Here is a 16,270-nt window from a genome sequence, read left to right on the forward strand (position 1 = left end):
TATAAAAAACCTATTGCTACTTTGTATAGTACAATAGGTTTTTTAATTCTAAAAAGAATAATTTTATCAAAAATAATATGCCAGTGTAGCTGCGGTAAATAGAATATCTTTTCCTGCACTTACCTCTTTTAAATAACTTCCTGCGTTGAACCAGGTTGCTTCAATCTTTAGTGCAAACCATTTTTGAATATCATAATCTATCGATGCTCCTAATTGTGAACCAATATATCTTTGCGTAGAATTTGCAGAAGAATAAATCAAAGTAGTATTTGGCTGATAAATCCCATCACTTTTACTAAAACGCCAAAAGAAATCATAATCTGCGGCAAAGCTCATTTTGTCATTGATTTTTAATTCAATTGAAGGATGAATATCATATAAATTTGATGGTCCTAAAATAGCCGCCAAACCAAAATAAGCACCACGTGGAAATAACGGATTAAAGGTTTGTAATTTATTATCATCAGTAGCTTTATCTCCTGAAATCAATTCGGTTTTTAATCCCAATTTTGGTTTGAATTTCAATTGGTTAAACTGATAATTGGTGTATAAAGAAGCTGTCCATGCTTGAATGGATTGATTTTCTATTGATCCGAATTGGAAAACCGTTTCAAAATCATAATTCCAGTTTTTGTTCTTACTCCAAATTCGGGTTCCAATAGAATGTCTTTTTTCTTCTCCCGAAATGCTGTTGAATGAAGCCGTCTTTTTATCTAATCCTAAGTAATATAAATCCACATTTTGAATCAATGGAACTTTGTTAATTACATTGTAAATACCATAAAACTTAGTGTTTGGATTCAATCTGTCGTTGAAATTTCCGAAATTGTTTTTTACAAACTGGCTGTAAAACAAATCCGTTTTTAGGTTTTTATATTTCCAAATCATTTTAACGGCATCAAATGCTTGTCGGCTGTTTGGGCCTTCGCGAACCGCAATAAGACGCTGTGAACCATACATGAATTCTTGTCTTCCTAGTCTGAAAGTAACATCACTTTCGTTTAATTGGAAATTTAAATCCATAAAAAGCTGGTGAATATCCAGTTCGTTTTTATCAACCGGACTCGGATCAATTCGGCTAATTGCGGTGCTGCTTTGAATTTGTGCAAACAGTCGAAAGCTTTTTTTATATTTTGTATCCAAATGAAAAAGAGCTCTGTTTAATAAAAATCCATCTGAATCATTTGCTGTATCGCCCCAATTCTCATTATTAAAATATTGATATTGTGAACGTAATTCTCCTCCTAAAGAAAGACTTAAATTTTCGTCTTTTGTCAATGGAATATATTTTATTCTGTCTAAAAATGTACTGTTAGAATCATTTTCAATTTTAGAATAATCTTCGTCGTAGCGTAGTGATTTAAAATCCAGACGGTTTTGTGCTAATCCAAATTGAATTGTAACTAGAAACAGGAGAATTAGTTTTTTCATGATTTTTTTTGTCAAATGAAAGTGTTATCCAATTTGATGATGAATTGAATTATTAAGATTAGTTTTTTTGGTATCCGCCAAAGAAATTTATTGGAGACCATTCCGGGATTGCTTTTGGAAGCGGATTTATTAATTCTTTAAAAATACTGTCGGCATAAACAATTTGTCCGTTTACAACTGTCAAATCAGAAGTTATATCTAGTATTTTTTCATCGGCTGTACTAAAATAATCATCCGATAAGATAGCAAAATCTGCCAGATAATTTTCTTTTAAAATTCCTCTGTCGGCATCTAATTTTACCAATTTTGCACTTCCCTGAGTGTATAATTTTAATGCAGATGTTCGGTCTAAAATATTTCTCTCGCCCTGATGTTTTGTTCCTCCAACGGTTTTGCCGGTTGATAACCAATATAAGCCAATCCACGGATTGTAGGAACTAACACGGGTTGCATCTGAACCCATTCCCACAGGGATTCCCATTTCGATCATATCTTTTACCGGAGGCGTATTTTCAGCAGCTTTTTTACCGTATCTTTTAATAAATTCTTCACCCTGAAAAGCCATTCGGTGTTGAATTGCAATTCCGCCACCTAAGTTTTTTACTCTTTTTAAATTTTCAACTGTAATAGTTTCAGCGTGATCAAAAAACCATGTTAAACCGTTTAAAGGAGTTTCTTTATTTACTTCTTCAATTACATTTAAAAATCGTGTAATGGTTTCGTTGTAAGTAGCATGAATTCTAAATGGCCATTTGTTTTGAACCAGTTTACTTAAAACATCTTTCATTTGTCCTTCCATTGCAGGAGATAATTCAGGTCTTGGTTTTTCGAAATTTTCAAAATCTGCAGCAGATGCAACAAGACTTTCTCCGCCACCCTGAACATGATATTCCAAATGATCTCTGTGATCATCGTCGTGGCTGCCAATTTCTACTTCACTAATCCATTTGGTAAAATCATTCAATTCCTGCCCCGGTTTTTGCGGATAAAGGTAAAATGGTAAGCGAACCGTAAGTTTGTTTTGAGAAGCTAATTTTCCGGTAATTCCGTAATCATCCGGATAATTTTGAAATCCGCCGCCAGCGTCCATAACTGCAGTAACTCCAAAGCGATTATTTTCCGTTAAAAATTGTTGAGTCGAATTGATTTTTTCTTCAGCAGATAATTCCGGAAGTTTAGCAATATTCGAATATAAAATATAAGCATTAGGCTCTGCAACCAATAATCCGGTTGGATTTCCCTGTATGTCTTTTTCAATAAGACCGCCATTAGGATTTGGGGTGTTTCCGTCAATTTTTAATTTGGCTAATCCTGCTTTGTTTAAATAAGCATGACCGTATAAATGAAGGATAAATGCCGGAACATTTCCAGTTGCTTCATTGATTTCTGCTAATGTTGGTAATCTTTTTTCTTCAAATTGGTACGCATTCCATCCGCCAATTACGCGTACCCATTGTCCATCCGGCGTTCTTTGAGCCTGTTCTTTTAACATTTGCAAAGCACGTTTTAGTGAACGAACACCGTCCCAACGCAATTCAGTGTTAAAAAATCTTCCGCCGCGAATTACATGCGAATGACTGTCAAATAATCCGGGAATAATAGTTTTTCCTTTAGCGTCAACTACTTTTGTTTGAGATGATTTTAATTTTAAAATGGCATCATTTTTACCCAGTTTTAAAATTTTACCATCGCTTACAGCCAGAGCCTGTACTATAGAATTTTGATTGTCAAGAGTATGAATTTTAGCATTAAAAACAATTAGTGAGGGAGTCGTATTTTTTTGTGCAAATATCAGACTACTCATTGTGCTAAGCAGTAAAGTTGTGATTTTAGTTATTGTTTTCATATTTAGCTAGTTGGATTTTGGCGGACATTGAAGTCCGCCTTTAGTTTTTATTTAGTGTTTTAACATTTCTCTTGCGTATTGGATTCCAATACCATAAGCTCCACCGTATTTTACAGCTAAATCATTCACCGCTTTGTAAGTTTCTTTACGAGACCAGTCTCTTTGTAATTCTAATAGATATTGTAAAGATGTAATAGGTTTTGCGCCTACCTGCACCATTCTTGTAATTGCCTGATTGTGCGCTTCTGTAGAAATATCGCCACTTGCATCTGTGATTACATACACTTCATATCCTTCGCTTATTGCAGATAATGTTGGTCCTACAATACAAACACTTGTCCATAAACCTGCAAAAACAATCTTCTTTTTACCTTTTTCGGTAATTGCTTTGTGAGCGTTTACGTCTTCCCAGGTATTCATTGTTGTTCTGTCAACATATTTTGTTCTGTCTGGATAGGCTTCTAAAATTTCCGGAAAAACAGGACCGCTAAAAGAGTGTTCAGCAACGGTTGTTACCACAGTAGGTACATTGAAAATTTTTGATGCACCGGCAACTAAGCCTGTATTGTTTCTTAAATCGATAGCATCGATACTTTTTGTAGCAAATGCCATTTGACCTTCATGATCTATTAACACTAAAGTATGGTTTGTAGGGTTTAATAAGTTTGGACTTGGTTTTTGAGCAAATGCTGATAAAGACGTTACAGCTAAAACTAGGGATAAGATTATTTTTTTCATGTTGTTAAAATTTAAAATTGTTGTTAATTATTATTTGTTTATAAATTGAGTTTGAGAAGCTAGCTTTTCCCGTACACACTTTCATTTTTGTTGCTTGTTCTGTTTTGTTTTATTCCAGAACAAGAATGTTCTATTCTTATTGAAAATTCTGTTTTTCATCATTCTTATTTTCAAAATCCAAAATTAGTTGATGAGTTGTTGTTTGAAACTTAATCTAGATTATGAAATAAAAATCCGTTTAATTTTTTGTTAATCTATTTTTTGTTTTTCATCATTCACATTTTCAAAATCCAAAATTAGTTGGTTGCTTGTTGATTAAAACTTAACCTAGATTATGAAATGAATTCTGCTTAGAATTGATGTTTTTTCCAATTGTCAAAATATTGTTTTTATCATTCCTAATTTCTAAATCCAAAATTAGTTGGTTAGCATTTGTTTTAAACTTAATCTAGATTATGAAATGAAAATTGGGTTAGTTAGTTGAGATTTTTCAATTGAAAGTTCAAGGTTTTCTTAGATGAATGCGATAAGAAACTTTATAATCTAAAATTTTAGACTTATCCATTTTCTGCTATCTTTGCCTTATGCAGTTTTCAGAAATTTTAGGGCAGGAACATATCAAGAACCATCTCACCAGAACGGCTGATTTGGCTAGAATTCCACACGCGCAGCTTTTTGTTGGTCCCGAAGGAAGCGGAACTCTTGCAATGGCAATTGCTTATGCACAATATATTTTGTGTAATAATTCCGGAGGCGAAAATAATGGTGAAAATCAAGCCTGTAACATAAAATTCCAAAAGCTGTCTCATCCCGATTTGCATTTTGCTTATCCTACCGTTACCACCGATGAGGTAAAGAAAAACCCTAAAAGTATCGATTTTATTGCCGACTGGCGGGAGTTTGTTCTTCAAAATCCTTATGGAGGCTTGTTTGACTGGTATGCAGTTTTAGGTGTTCAAAACAAGCAGGGCGAGATTAGAGTTGATGATGCTCAGGAAATCCTGAAATCATTGTCGTTAAAAGCTTATGAAGGCGGTTATAAAATCATGATTGTTTGGATGGCGGATAAAATGAATATTGCCGCTTCCAATAAATTATTGAAACTACTCGAAGAACCACCTGAAAAAACCATATTTATCTTGATTTCTGAAAATGAAGAAGATATTATCCAGACCATTCGTTCACGATGTCAGGTATTGCATTTTAACGGACTGAGTGAAGCTGTTATTGCTGAAGCTTTAGTTTCCCGTGAAGAAGTTGATCCTAAGTTGGCTGCAAAATTAGCGCATCAGGCACAGGGGAATTTTAATGCAGCTTTGCATTTGTTACATGATAATGACGAAGAACATCCTTTTGAACAATGGTTTGTAACTTGGGTTCGTGCTGCTTTCAAGGCTAAAAAAGATGCAGCTGCCATTCAGGATTTGATTCTTTGGAGCGAAAAAATTGCGGCTTTGGGAAGAGAAGCCCAAAAGAAGTTTTTGCAGTTTTGTATGGAAATGTTCCGTCAGGCATTGATGCTTAATTATGAAGTGCCAAGCTTGGTTTATTTCGAACCAAAAGTCGATAAGTTCAAGTTAGAGAATTTTGCACCATTTGTAAACGGAAATAATATTCAGGATATCTTCAACGAACTTTCCGAGGCTATGTATCATATTGAACGCAATGGAAATGCAAAAATTATTTTAACCGATTTGTCAATCAAATTGACACGTTTAATTCACAAAAAATAAAATTATGAATAATTCGGCTTCGCTATTATTGCTTGTTTTTTTCGGAATAACTTTTTTGCAATCCAGTTATGAAAAATTGTTTTATTGGGAAGACAATATTAATTGGTTAAAAGAGCATTTTGCAAAAACTAAATTGAAGAATCATGTGAAATTAGCTTTAATCAATTTGGTTATAATGGAGCTGATTTCAACTGTTTTGTGTTTTGTGGGTTGTATTCAATTATTGGTAAACAACGGCCGACTTTTTGGTTATTACGGCGCCCTATTTTCGGCAATTACTTTGTTGATGATGCTTTTTGGTCAGCGATTAGCCAAAGATTATGACGGCGCCAGAACCATTGTTATTTACTTTATTCCGGCAGTGATGGCGGTGTATTGGTTGAGTTAGGTAATAACAATAACAATTTTAAAATAATAAATCTATAAACAGATGACTCCTAAACATCCTTCAGAATCTTTAACTGTTTTGACAGATTTGGTTTTGCCAAGTGAAACCAATCATATTAATAATCTTTTTGGAGGTGAATTATTAGCTCGAATGGATCGTGCTGCCAGTATAGCCGGACAAAGACATTCCAGATGTATTACTGTAACGGCATCGGTAAATCATGTGGCTTTTGCAAAACCAATATCCTTAGGAAGTGTGGTAACTATTGAGGCAAAAGTTTCCCGTGCTTTTAGAAGTTCGATGGAAGTCTATATCGATGTTTGGGTAGAAGACAGGATTTCAGGAATTAAAACAAAGGCTAATGAAGCTATTTACACTTTTGTTGCGGTTGATGAAAACGGAAAACCTGTTGAAGTAGCTCCGATAATTCCGGAAACGGAGTTGGAAAAAAAACGTTATGATGCCGCTTTAAGACGTAAACAGCTGAGTTTGGTATTAGCAGGAAAAATGAAACCTGAAGAAGCAACGGAGTTGAAAGCCTTGTTTGTCTAGGCTTTATTTTTTGATTGTAAAATCTTTTAAACGAAAAATTTTGCATCAAAAAAAGAAGTATTTTTACGAGCACAAAAAATAAAATCGAATAGGAATTAGAAGCTTTTGATAGGCTTTTGTATTTCAAATTAGTGGTAAAAGAAAATAATTTAACGATAGAAAAGCGAAATAGAAGATGAGTACAGAGAAAGAAGCCAAATTAAAAGCGTTACAGCTTACCCTTGATAAACTGGATAAAACCTACGGAAAAGGGACCGTTATGAAAATGGGTGACAAAGCCATTGAAGAAGTTGAGGTAATTTCTTCGGGATCTTTAGGTGTAGATTTGGCACTTGGTGTTGGTGGATATCCAAAAGGAAGAATTATCGAGATTTATGGTCCTGAATCTTCAGGAAAAACAACTTTAACGCTTCATGCTATTGCCGAAGCGCAAAAAGCAGGTGGAATTGCAGCTTTTATTGATGCGGAACACGCCTTTGATAGAAATTATGCTGAGAAATTAAATGTAGATATTGAAAATTTAATTATTTCACAACCTGACAATGGAGAGCAGGCTTTAGAAATTGCTGAGAATTTGATTCGTTCCGGAGCAATTGATATTGTGGTAATTGACTCTGTAGCCGCTTTAACTCCAAAAAGTGAGATTGAAGGTGAAATGGGAGATTCTAAAATGGGACTTCATGCTCGTTTGATGTCTCAGGCATTGAGAAAATTAACAGCAACAATTAGTAAAACTAATTGTACTGTTTTCTTCATCAACCAGTTGAGAGAGAAAATTGGAGTAATGTTTGGAAATCCTGAAACAACTACAGGAGGTAATGCTTTGAAGTTTTATGCTTCGGTGCGTTTAGATATTCGTCGTTCATCTCAAATTAAAGATGGAGAGAATGTTTTGGGTAACAGAACCAAAGTTAAAATTGTAAAAAACAAAGTAGCGCCACCATTTAAAGTAGCCGAATTTGATATTATGTACGGTGAAGGAGTTTCTAAAACAGGTGAAATTCTGGATTTAGCCGTAGAATTCGAAATCGTTAAAAAATCAGGTTCTTGGTTTAGCTATGGAGAAACAAAGTTAGGTCAGGGTCGTGATGCAGTTAAGAATTTAATTAAAGACAATCCTGAATTAGCAGAGGAACTGGAAGAAAAAATCAAAGCCAGAATCAAAGAATTAGCTGATAATTAATTGATTTTGTTTCTTAGAAATATAAAAATGCCCGGCAGTAATGTTGGGCATTTTTGATTTAATAATTGAATGAATTAAATATTTTCTAAAAAAAAGAGGTTTTTTACAAGCAACTATTTTACTCCTATGCGGTCTAATCTAAGAACCATGATTAGAGTTTAATTAAAACCCCAGAAAATGAAAAAAATTGCTTTGCTTTTAGTATTGATGACTACATTTTTAAGTTGTAGTATAGACGAAGGAGATAAATATAATTATTATATTTTGCCTGTTGAAAGTTACATTATGCCTTCGACTTTTAAAGTAGGAGAGATTCATAAAATTGAGTTGAAGTATCAAATGCCTACTGTTTGTTATAATTACGGAGGAATTTACTATGATTATGGCACTGATCCTGAATCAACAACAAGAACTATAGGTATTTATGCAAATACTAAAGTTGGTGAAAGCTGTACAGAAGTATTACCACCATTATCAGATGTTTCTTTTAATTTTGTTCCAAAAAAAGCAGGGACTTATACCTTTAAATTTTACATCGAAGATGACGAGGAAGGTAAGCCCGTTTTTGAAGATGTCCAAGTTGTTGTAGCGGAATAATCGGACAGCCAGTTTAAAACAAAAAAAGTAATCTAATTTTTTGTATAAAAAAAATACTTTTTTAAAGCAACTATTTTCTTCTTATGCGGTCTAATCTAGGAACCATGATTAGAGTTTAATTAATAAAACCCCAGAAAATGAAAAAAATTGCTTTGCTTTTAGTGTTAATGACTACATTTTTAAGTTGTAGTGTTGGAGATACGGATACTTATACACCACATTTTTTAGCTGTAGAAACCTATACTATTCCTGAAAATCTAGTTGTTAATCAATCGTATACCATAAGTTTAACGTATCAAAAACCTACTGCTTGCTATAACTTTAGAGATGTGTATATTGGAGGTGGTACTGATGGATTGACAAACACAATTGCGATTTATACAGATACAAAAGATGGGGAGAATTGTACTGGTTCTATTCCTTCACCAAGCACTGTTTCTATAGTTTTTACCCCAACAAAAGTTGGAACCTATACTTTTAAATTTTATAAAGGAGCAGATGAAGATGATGAAGATGATGACGGTAATACAACGGAAGATTTATATGAAGATGTGCAGGTTGTTGTAGCTGCGGCAAGCTAAGCTATTATATGATAATCAAAAAAATCACCTCCTTAAAAGGTGATTTTTTTGATTTAAACTATTTGAGTTTCTTTAGCAGTTTCAAATTTCAGCAATTGATTGTAAATTGTAGCTCTTATTTCATCTTTCAATTCCTTTCTATCTGCATTTGTCATATTTAAGGTTTCTACCTGTTTATGGATTTTTACCCGCATGATTCCAGGATTTCCTGCAAAAAAAGTATAGGGAAAACGTTCTTTATTGTCTCCAAAACTGATAGGTAAAATTGGGATTTGGTGTTGAATGGCCAATTTGAATGCGCCATCTTTAAAATGGTCTAAAATTATAGATTCATCATCAGGGACGCCACCTTCAGGGAAGATACATACACTTAATCCGCGTTCAATTCGTTTGTGAGCCTTTGTGAAAACGGCCATACGGCTTTGCGAATCACTTCTGTCAACCAAAATACAGGTTCTTTTGTAGAAAAAACCAAAAAGAGGAATTCTGGCAAGTTCCTGTTTGCCTACAAAAACAAAAGGATTTTTAATGATAGCAAGCATCAGCATGATGTCGGTCATCGAAGTGTGATTAGCAACAATCATATAACTTTTGTGAGGGTCAATTTCCTGTTCGCGTTCTACTTTATAATAGAATCCCATTCCGAAGAGGATAAATTTTGCCCAAATTCGAGCAATTTTAAAAAAATAAGGATAACCTTTTTCCGATATAATCGTCAGTATTAATATTGGAAAAAAAAGTAAAATAGGAACAGCCATTAGGATATAAAACCAGATGCGCCATAAAATCCAAAAAAATATTTTGATGCTTTTCATGTTTTCAAATTTACTTTTTTAACCGCAAAGAAAGCAAAGTTTTTCGCAAAGTATAAATGTAAAGCACCTATTTTTAATTAAAGATAATTAATTTTTTAGGTTTAATACATAAAGTAAAAAAGTGATTATGACAGAAAATGAAATTTCAAAAAAAGTTATTGGTTTAGCAATTGAAGTTCATAAAGCACTTGGACCAGGTTTGCTTGAGAATACTTATAAGGAATGTTTGTTTTATAAAATAAATAAAGCTGGGCTTTTTGTTGAAAAAGAGAAATCAATGCCGGTAATTTTTGAAGAGGTAAAGATAGATTGTGGATATCGTGTTGATTTGTTTGTTGAAAATAAACTAATTGTGGAACTAAAAAGTGTGGAGTCTTTGACTGTGATTCATTTAGCACAAACTTTAACTTATTTAAGACTGGGGAATTATAAATTAGGATTGCTTATAAATTTTAACGAAGTGCTTCTTAAAAATGGAATCAGACGAGTTGTAAATAATTTGTAAAACTTTAAACTTTGCGAAAATCTTTGCTTTCTTTGCGTTAAAATAAAATAACATTTCGAACTTAGCGAAAACTTTGCAACCTTTGCGGTTTAAAATTTCAGCTAGAGAAAAATATATAATGGCAAAAATACTTACGGGAGTTCAAAGTACAGGAACTCCGCATTTAGGGAACTTACTTGGAGCAATCATTCCGGCAATTCAATTATCAAATAATTCTGAAAACGAATCCTTTCTTTTCATTGCCGATTTGCATTCGGTGACACAAATTAAAAACGGAGAAGTTTTAAGAAATAATACCTACAGTGTAGCGGCGGCTTGGCTGGCTTTTGGATTGGATGTCAATAAAGTGGTTTTTTACCGTCAGTCTGATGTGCCACAAACAGCAGAGTTGTCCTGGTATTTGAGCTGTTTTTTCCCTTACCAAAGATTGACTTTGGCGCATTCGTTCAAAGATAAAGCCGATCGATTAGATGATGTCAATGCAGGATTGTTTTCGTATCCCATGCTGATGGCGGCTGATATTTTATTGTATGATGCCGAGTTTGTTCCTGTAGGGAAAGATCAATTGCAGCATTTGGAAATGACTCGTGATGTGGCTTCGCGTTTCAATCATCAAATGGGAGAAACATTTGTTTTACCTGAAGCTAAAATTCAGGATGACAGCATGCTGATTCCGGGTACGAATGGAGGGAAAATGAGTAAATCGGCTAATAATATCATTAATATTTTCCTTGAAGATAAAGCATTACGCAAACAGGTAATGAGCATTGAAACGGACAGTACACCACTGGAAGCGCCAAAAAATCCGGATACTTGTAATGCCTTTGCTATTTATTCGTTGTTGGCCAATGAAGAGCAAATTGCAAGCATGAGAGCCAATTATTTAGCTGGAAATTATGGGTATGGTCATGCGAAACAGGCTTTGTTTGAGTTAATCTGTGAAAAATTCAAAACCGAAAGAGAAAAATACCATTACTACATTAATAATCTTCAGGAAGTGGATGCCTTGTTGAAAATAGGCGCTGAGAAAGCTTCGGCTGTGGCCAATGGAGTATTAGGAAGAGTAAGAGCCAAATTAGGTTTCGAACCTAGGTAGTTTATTTTTGAAAAATAATTTACCGCAGATTCGCAGATTATAATTATAAAATCTGCGAATTTGCGGTTTTTTTTGTTAATTTCGAAAGTTATAATCTAAATAAAACAGTTTGGGAAATTTGCGGACTAATATGGAAAAGCTTTTTACAAAATATATGTTTTTAGTTGTCCTAATGATTTATGGGATGGGTTATGTCTTTGGAGACGAATCTATCGGCATGAACAAAACGGTTGGTTGGGCTTATGATATTTCTAATCAAATGTTTTATTGTGCTTTACTTTATGGGTTTTCTATATTATTATTTTTTGTTGGATACTTGTTGCTTGCCATTTTAGGTAGAAAAACAAATTATCATTTTTCAATTGTTCATTTTGTCTTGATTATTGGAGCTTTTATTTTGCTTAATTTTAGTTTTTTTATTTTTAGTACCATAATAGGTCTGTTGTCCATTGCTGTTTTTATGAAGAATATTTTTAGTTCCTATAAATAATTAAAATCTGCGGTTTAATTTTAAATCGCCTCAAACAATTTCCCTGGCAGTGGTCTAATTACGCCTTTGAGTTCCATATTCAATAAAATACTTGAAACTCTATAAATAGGAAACTCACATTCCAGTGCAATAATATCCATTAATTCTTTCCCTGTTTTTAAGAGGTAATCATAAATTTTTTGTTCGTCATTGTCGAGGGAAACGAATAATTGTTTTTGAACTGCTTTAGGTTCTTCTTTAATATCCCAATTGAGCATATAAATCAAATCGGCGGCACTGGTGAGTACGTTTGCTTTTTGGGTTTTGATAAGGTTGTTACAGCCTGTGCTGTATTTATCTGTAGTCCTGCCGGGAACCGCAAATACATCCCGGTTGTAATCGTTGGCCATATTAGCGGTAATTAACGAACCGCCTCTTTCCGCCGATTCGATAACTATGGTAGCTTCCGCCATTCCGGCTACAATACGGTTTCTTTTAACAAAATTTTCTTTGTCCGGATTAGATGAGCTCCAAAATTCGGTCATAAAACCTCCATTTTGTTCCATTTTGGCCATGTATTTCTTGTGGTTTTTAGGGTAAATTTGGTTCAAACCATGTGCTAAAACACCGATGGTTTGTAAATTGTGTTCCATAGCATGCTGATGTGCTACAATATCAACTCCATAAGCAAAACCACTGACAATAACAGGATCTAGCGGAGCTAAGTCTTCAATTAATTTTTTGCAAAACTCCGTTCCGTAAGAAGTAATTTGGCGAGTGCCCACAATGCTGATGATTTTTCGGTTTTTTAAATCGATATTACCAGCGGTGAATAGGAGTACAGGTGCGTCAACACAATGTTTGAGTTTGTCGGGATAATTTTCGTTCTGAAAATAAGAAACGTTTATGCTGTTGTTTTGAATAAATTCTAATTCTTTATTGGCTTTATCAAAAACACTTTCGTCTTTTAAATTTTTAAGTAGCATGCTGCCTACACCATCAATAGCAGCTAATTTTTGGGATTTTGTTTTGAAAACTGCTTCTGCCGAACCACAGTGATTCATTAATTTTTTGGCCATAATATCGCCTACACCTTCTACTTTTAGTAAGGCTAGTGTGTAAAATAATTCGGATGCTTCCATGCTAAATATTTGAAATTGAAATGTATAAATTTTCTTCTGAATTGTTAATAAAAATTGTGAATAAAATTTTGATAACTATATTGGATGTATAACTTTGTATGTATGAATATAGAACACTACATAAGCCAACTGTTATATCGTTATCAATGCGTTACCATTCCGGGATTCGGTGCTTTTTTGACTGAAATCCAATCGGCGCAATGGGTGGAGAGCGCTAATTCTTTTTATCCTCCTAAGAAATTGATTTCCTTCAATACCAACATTAAAAATAATGATGGTTTGTTGGCTAATCATATTGCAAGAGCTGAAAAAACTTCATACGAGTATGCTATCAGTGCGATTCAATATGAAGTTTTACAATGGAAAAAAGAATTGGAACAAAACCGAACATTAATGGTAAAGAATGTAGGTGTTTTTGTTTTGAGTGCTGCTGATAATTTAATTTTTAGACCATCTGAACAAAAGAATTATTTAACGGCTTCTTTTGGATTGTCTTCTTTTATTGCTCCTGCAATGAAACGCGAAGCATCTGAGGAAATTCCAACTCTGGTTCAAGAAAGAGAAGTTATAGCCTTAGTTCCTGAAGAAAGAAGTGGACGTTCGTATTTAAAATATGCGGCAATTTTTATTTTAGGTTTAGCAGGTACAGCAGCTTTTTCTGTTTGGAATAATCAAATTGAAGCCCAAACTGTTTTAGTTGAAAAAGCAGTTCAAAAGAAAGTGGAGTCTAAAATTCAAGAGGCTACTTTTTTTATCAAAAGCCCGATGGCTCCGGTTACACTTTCTGTAAAAGCGAATAAAGGAGAAGAGGAGGTGATTAAATTGCCTTACCATGTGGTGGCGGGAGCTTTTAGAGATGAAAGCAATGCAAATCAGGTTGTGAAAAAGTTAATCAAAATGGGCTATAATGCCAGAAGATTAGAAGTAAATGAACATGGTTTGTATCCTGTACTTTACGGAAGTTTTGCAACATATGCCGAAGCTCAGAAATTAAAAAATGAAGTTCGGGAATCAGAAAACCCAGAAGCCTGGTTGCTGGTTCAATCACTATAATTAAAAAGCCTTTCTGTGTTAAGAAAGGCTTTTTTTATGATGTTTATTTGTTCAATAAAGAATCTAACTGAGTAGCTAAATTTGGATTTGAAGGCCTGTCGGCGTCATTGCTAACAAAATTTCCTTGAGGATCAATTAACATAAAGCGTGGAATTCCGTTGATACCGTATGTGGTAATAAATTCAGAATTCCAGTTTTTGTCGGCAATTAATTGTATACCGCCAAGTTGTTTTTCTGTAACCATATTTTTCCATTTTTCATGGTCTTTTTCAACATCAACAGAGATGCTTACAAATTCGATGTTTTTTCCATGGTATTTTTCTTCAATTTTTTGCAAAAATGGAATTTCATATTTACAAGGACCACACCAAGTAGCCCAAATGTCTATATACACATATTTACCTCTTAAATCACTTAATTTAGTTTTTCCGCCTTTGTGATTTTCATATTCAAAATCTAAAGCTGGTTTACCAATTAATGCTGTGGATTTTTGTTTTTCAACATAAACTTTTTTAACTCTGTTTATTGTGCTTTCAACACTTTTAGAAATGTTTTCTTTGAATGCGGGATCAAGTTTGGCAGCAGCTATTGTTTTGTTTTCCAGTTCGCTTTTGGCTGTAACGGCCTTGTCAAATTCAAGTTGGTCTTTCGTGAAAATGTCCGACATGAATTTGTTAGTTCGAAGCATAAGTTGGCTTAGGTAGTTGTTTTCATTAGCTCCCTTTCCTTTGTAACTCAATTTTTCGTTAAAATTATTTTCATCTGTATTCAAATCAATGTCTTTGCCTGGCATCAAATAGATGGTAGTCATGTTTTTTCCATACGTTAATCTGTGAAATCCAGATTTAATACTAAGTTCATCTTGAAATTGTCCTTTTGTGTTTACGGCAATTTTTTTAGAATATTGAGGTCCCTCGATAACCAAAGTATCAATGGTTCTGTTGGCAATTGAAGCAGTAAATTTAGTTTTTTCAATTGCTGTTTGTGCAAATGAACAAACTCCGGTAAGCAACAAAAGGAAAGTTAGTTTTTTCATTTTTTTTAATGGTTTTTGAGTTTTGTTGTTCAAATGTATAAAATAGCGCTTTGATTTAATTAAATATTAAGGATTTATTAACGATGCGCTTTGGCTGATGCTGTGTTGGAAGCTTATAAATTGATAACTTTGGAAAGTTTTCAGGACAATTATTTTCTTTTTTTGTGCTGCTGAAGTTGGTATTTCCTAGGACTAATACCATTTCGTTGTGAAAATGTTGATGTGAAGTGTTGTAATGACGAGAATCCGCATATAAATGCAATTTCGGCCATGCTACTATTTTTGTTATTTTGAATTAATTCAATAGCTTTTTCCAATTTCAGACTTATGATAAAGCTGTTGGGTGGGAAACCGGTCAATTTTTTGACTTCATAAGTAAATTTGGTTTTTCCCATGTTGAATGCTAAAGCCAAATCTTCTATATGCCATTTTCGAGTTAAATCGCTTTTGAGTAATTGAGTTAGTTTTTCAATAAAGCTACCGTCTTCCTGATTCTTTTGAATTTTATTCGAAAGTTGGCGATGTAAATCGATGAACAGATTTTCCAGAATATTTTGAACTTTAATTTCAAAACCTTCTTCCTGATAGGCTAATTCATTTCTTAACTCATCAAAATATTTCTTAAAGTTTTTGGCTTTTTCGAGTACCGAATTGTTAGCATCACCAATCATTTTACCAAGATTTTCTTGGAAATTTTTAGATAATTTACTCCAATTGCCAAATTTTAAAGCCGTTTCTTTTGAAAAATCTTCCGGTTTTATGATCAACCAATTGATTTGGCCAATATCCATAATTCCTGAAAGACTACCGTTTTCATGCCAGGGCGCGGTAACAGATAAATTTTCGGGTAGCAATTCTATTTCTTTGCCTTCAATAACCCAGTCGTATTTTCCGCTATTGACATAGTGAATTTCGATTCCGTCATTCAAATGAGGTCGCATGGTGTCGTCAATGCGGACTTTTGAGAATTTCATACTACCAAACTGACTGATGAAAGGCAATTTTTTTAATGGTCCAGGATTGTTTTCGTGCCACCAAACGCCATAATTACCGTGTTCGTCTTTTTCGCGTAGCGTTTTCGGTAATAAAAAAGAATTCATAAATT

The 16,270-nt window shown here is 33.8% G+C and carries 17 protein-coding genes; 10 read left to right on the forward strand and 7 right to left on the reverse strand.

What is annotated here, in order from left to right; genetic code table 11:
* Positions 1-66: 66 nt before the first annotated feature.
* The 3 genes from AAEO59_RS02775 to AAEO59_RS02785 are packed head-to-tail and all read right to left on the reverse strand — an operon-like array spanning position 67 to position 4,015.
* Positions 67-1,431, reverse strand: a complete 1,365-nt coding sequence (locus AAEO59_RS02775) for an alginate export family protein (RefSeq protein ID WP_341699225.1) — start codon at positions 1,429-1,431, stop codon at positions 67-69.
* Between the two features lie 58 nt (positions 1,432-1,489).
* The gene (locus tag AAEO59_RS02780) at positions 1,490-3,277 is read right to left on the reverse strand and encodes an amidohydrolase (protein ID WP_341699226.1); all 1,788 of its coding nucleotides are present in this window, start codon (positions 3,275-3,277) and stop codon (positions 1,490-1,492) included.
* A 51-nt stretch (positions 3,278-3,328) separates the two neighbouring features.
* On the reverse strand, positions 3,329-4,015 hold the full coding sequence (locus tag AAEO59_RS02785) for a hydrolase (protein ID WP_341699227.1): 687 nt from the start codon (positions 4,013-4,015) through the stop codon (positions 3,329-3,331).
* A gap of 584 nt (positions 4,016-4,599) precedes the next feature.
* Between AAEO59_RS02785 and AAEO59_RS02790 the strand changes: the two genes are divergently transcribed.
* The 6 genes from AAEO59_RS02790 to AAEO59_RS02815 all read left to right on the forward strand — a co-directional run bounded on the left by AAEO59_RS02790 (position 4,600) and on the right by AAEO59_RS02815 (position 9,049).
* A complete protein-coding gene (locus tag AAEO59_RS02790) occupies positions 4,600-5,748 on the forward strand; it encodes a DNA polymerase III subunit (protein ID WP_341699228.1) in 1,149 nt (382 codons plus the stop codon).
* A gap of 4 nt (positions 5,749-5,752) precedes the next feature.
* Positions 5,753-6,136, forward strand: coding sequence for a DoxX family protein (locus AAEO59_RS02795; protein ID WP_341699229.1), 384 nt, complete (start codon positions 5,753-5,755; stop codon positions 6,134-6,136).
* Between the two features lie 42 nt (positions 6,137-6,178).
* On the forward strand, positions 6,179-6,688 hold the full coding sequence (locus AAEO59_RS02800; protein WP_341699230.1) for an acyl-CoA thioesterase: 510 nt from the start codon (positions 6,179-6,181) through the stop codon (positions 6,686-6,688).
* Positions 6,689-6,863: 175 nt separating this feature from the next.
* Positions 6,864-7,871: a recombinase RecA gene (gene recA / locus AAEO59_RS02805; protein WP_341699231.1), complete on the forward strand. Its 1,008-nt coding sequence runs from the start codon at positions 6,864-6,866 to the stop codon at positions 7,869-7,871.
* A 177-nt stretch (positions 7,872-8,048) separates the two neighbouring features.
* Positions 8,049-8,468: a hypothetical protein gene (locus AAEO59_RS02810; protein WP_341699232.1), complete on the forward strand. Its 420-nt coding sequence runs from the start codon at positions 8,049-8,051 to the stop codon at positions 8,466-8,468.
* Between the two features lie 137 nt (positions 8,469-8,605).
* A complete protein-coding gene (locus AAEO59_RS02815) occupies positions 8,606-9,049 on the forward strand; it encodes a hypothetical protein (protein ID WP_341699233.1) in 444 nt (147 codons plus the stop codon).
* A gap of 53 nt (positions 9,050-9,102) precedes the next feature.
* Here AAEO59_RS02815 and AAEO59_RS02820 read toward each other — a convergent pair whose 3' ends face one another.
* The gene (locus AAEO59_RS02820) at positions 9,103-9,864 is read right to left on the reverse strand and encodes a lysophospholipid acyltransferase family protein (RefSeq protein WP_341699234.1); all 762 of its coding nucleotides are present in this window, start codon (positions 9,862-9,864) and stop codon (positions 9,103-9,105) included.
* Positions 9,865-9,991: 127 nt separating this feature from the next.
* Between AAEO59_RS02820 and AAEO59_RS02825 the strand changes: the two genes are divergently transcribed.
* The 3 genes from AAEO59_RS02825 (at position 9,992) to AAEO59_RS02835 (ending at position 11,955) form a co-directional block, all read left to right on the forward strand.
* Positions 9,992-10,369, forward strand: a complete 378-nt coding sequence (locus AAEO59_RS02825; protein WP_341699235.1) for a GxxExxY protein — start codon at positions 9,992-9,994, stop codon at positions 10,367-10,369.
* A 118-nt stretch (positions 10,370-10,487) separates the two neighbouring features.
* Positions 10,488-11,465, forward strand: coding sequence for a tryptophan--tRNA ligase (trpS, locus tag AAEO59_RS02830; protein WP_341699236.1), 978 nt, complete (start codon positions 10,488-10,490; stop codon positions 11,463-11,465).
* A 154-nt stretch (positions 11,466-11,619) separates the two neighbouring features.
* Positions 11,620-11,955: a hypothetical protein gene (locus AAEO59_RS02835; protein ID WP_341699237.1), complete on the forward strand. Its 336-nt coding sequence runs from the start codon at positions 11,620-11,622 to the stop codon at positions 11,953-11,955.
* 20 nt (positions 11,956-11,975) lie between these two features.
* Here AAEO59_RS02835 and dprA read toward each other — a convergent pair whose 3' ends face one another.
* Positions 11,976-13,076 (reverse strand): DNA-processing protein DprA, encoded by a 1,101-nt coding sequence (gene dprA, locus AAEO59_RS02840; RefSeq protein WP_341699238.1) that lies wholly within the window; start codon positions 13,074-13,076, stop codon positions 11,976-11,978.
* A 102-nt stretch (positions 13,077-13,178) separates the two neighbouring features.
* On the opposite strand from dprA, the gene AAEO59_RS02845 reads away from it, so the two are divergent.
* Positions 13,179-14,129, forward strand: coding sequence for an HU domain-containing protein (locus AAEO59_RS02845; RefSeq protein WP_341699239.1), 951 nt, complete (start codon positions 13,179-13,181; stop codon positions 14,127-14,129).
* A 43-nt stretch (positions 14,130-14,172) separates the two neighbouring features.
* Here the strand turns inward: AAEO59_RS02845 and AAEO59_RS02850 are convergent, their stop codons facing one another.
* The gene (locus tag AAEO59_RS02850; RefSeq protein WP_341699240.1) at positions 14,173-15,165 is read right to left on the reverse strand and encodes a TlpA family protein disulfide reductase; all 993 of its coding nucleotides are present in this window, start codon (positions 15,163-15,165) and stop codon (positions 14,173-14,175) included.
* 149 nt (positions 15,166-15,314) lie between these two features.
* Positions 15,315-16,265, reverse strand: coding sequence for a helix-turn-helix domain-containing protein (locus tag AAEO59_RS02855; RefSeq protein ID WP_341699241.1), 951 nt, complete (start codon positions 16,263-16,265; stop codon positions 15,315-15,317).
* Positions 16,266-16,270: the final 5 nt, after the last annotated feature.

This window comes from Flavobacterium flavipallidum, assembly GCF_038289905.1.
Taxonomy (GTDB): Bacteria; Bacteroidota; Bacteroidia; order Flavobacteriales; family Flavobacteriaceae; genus Flavobacterium; species Flavobacterium flavipallidum.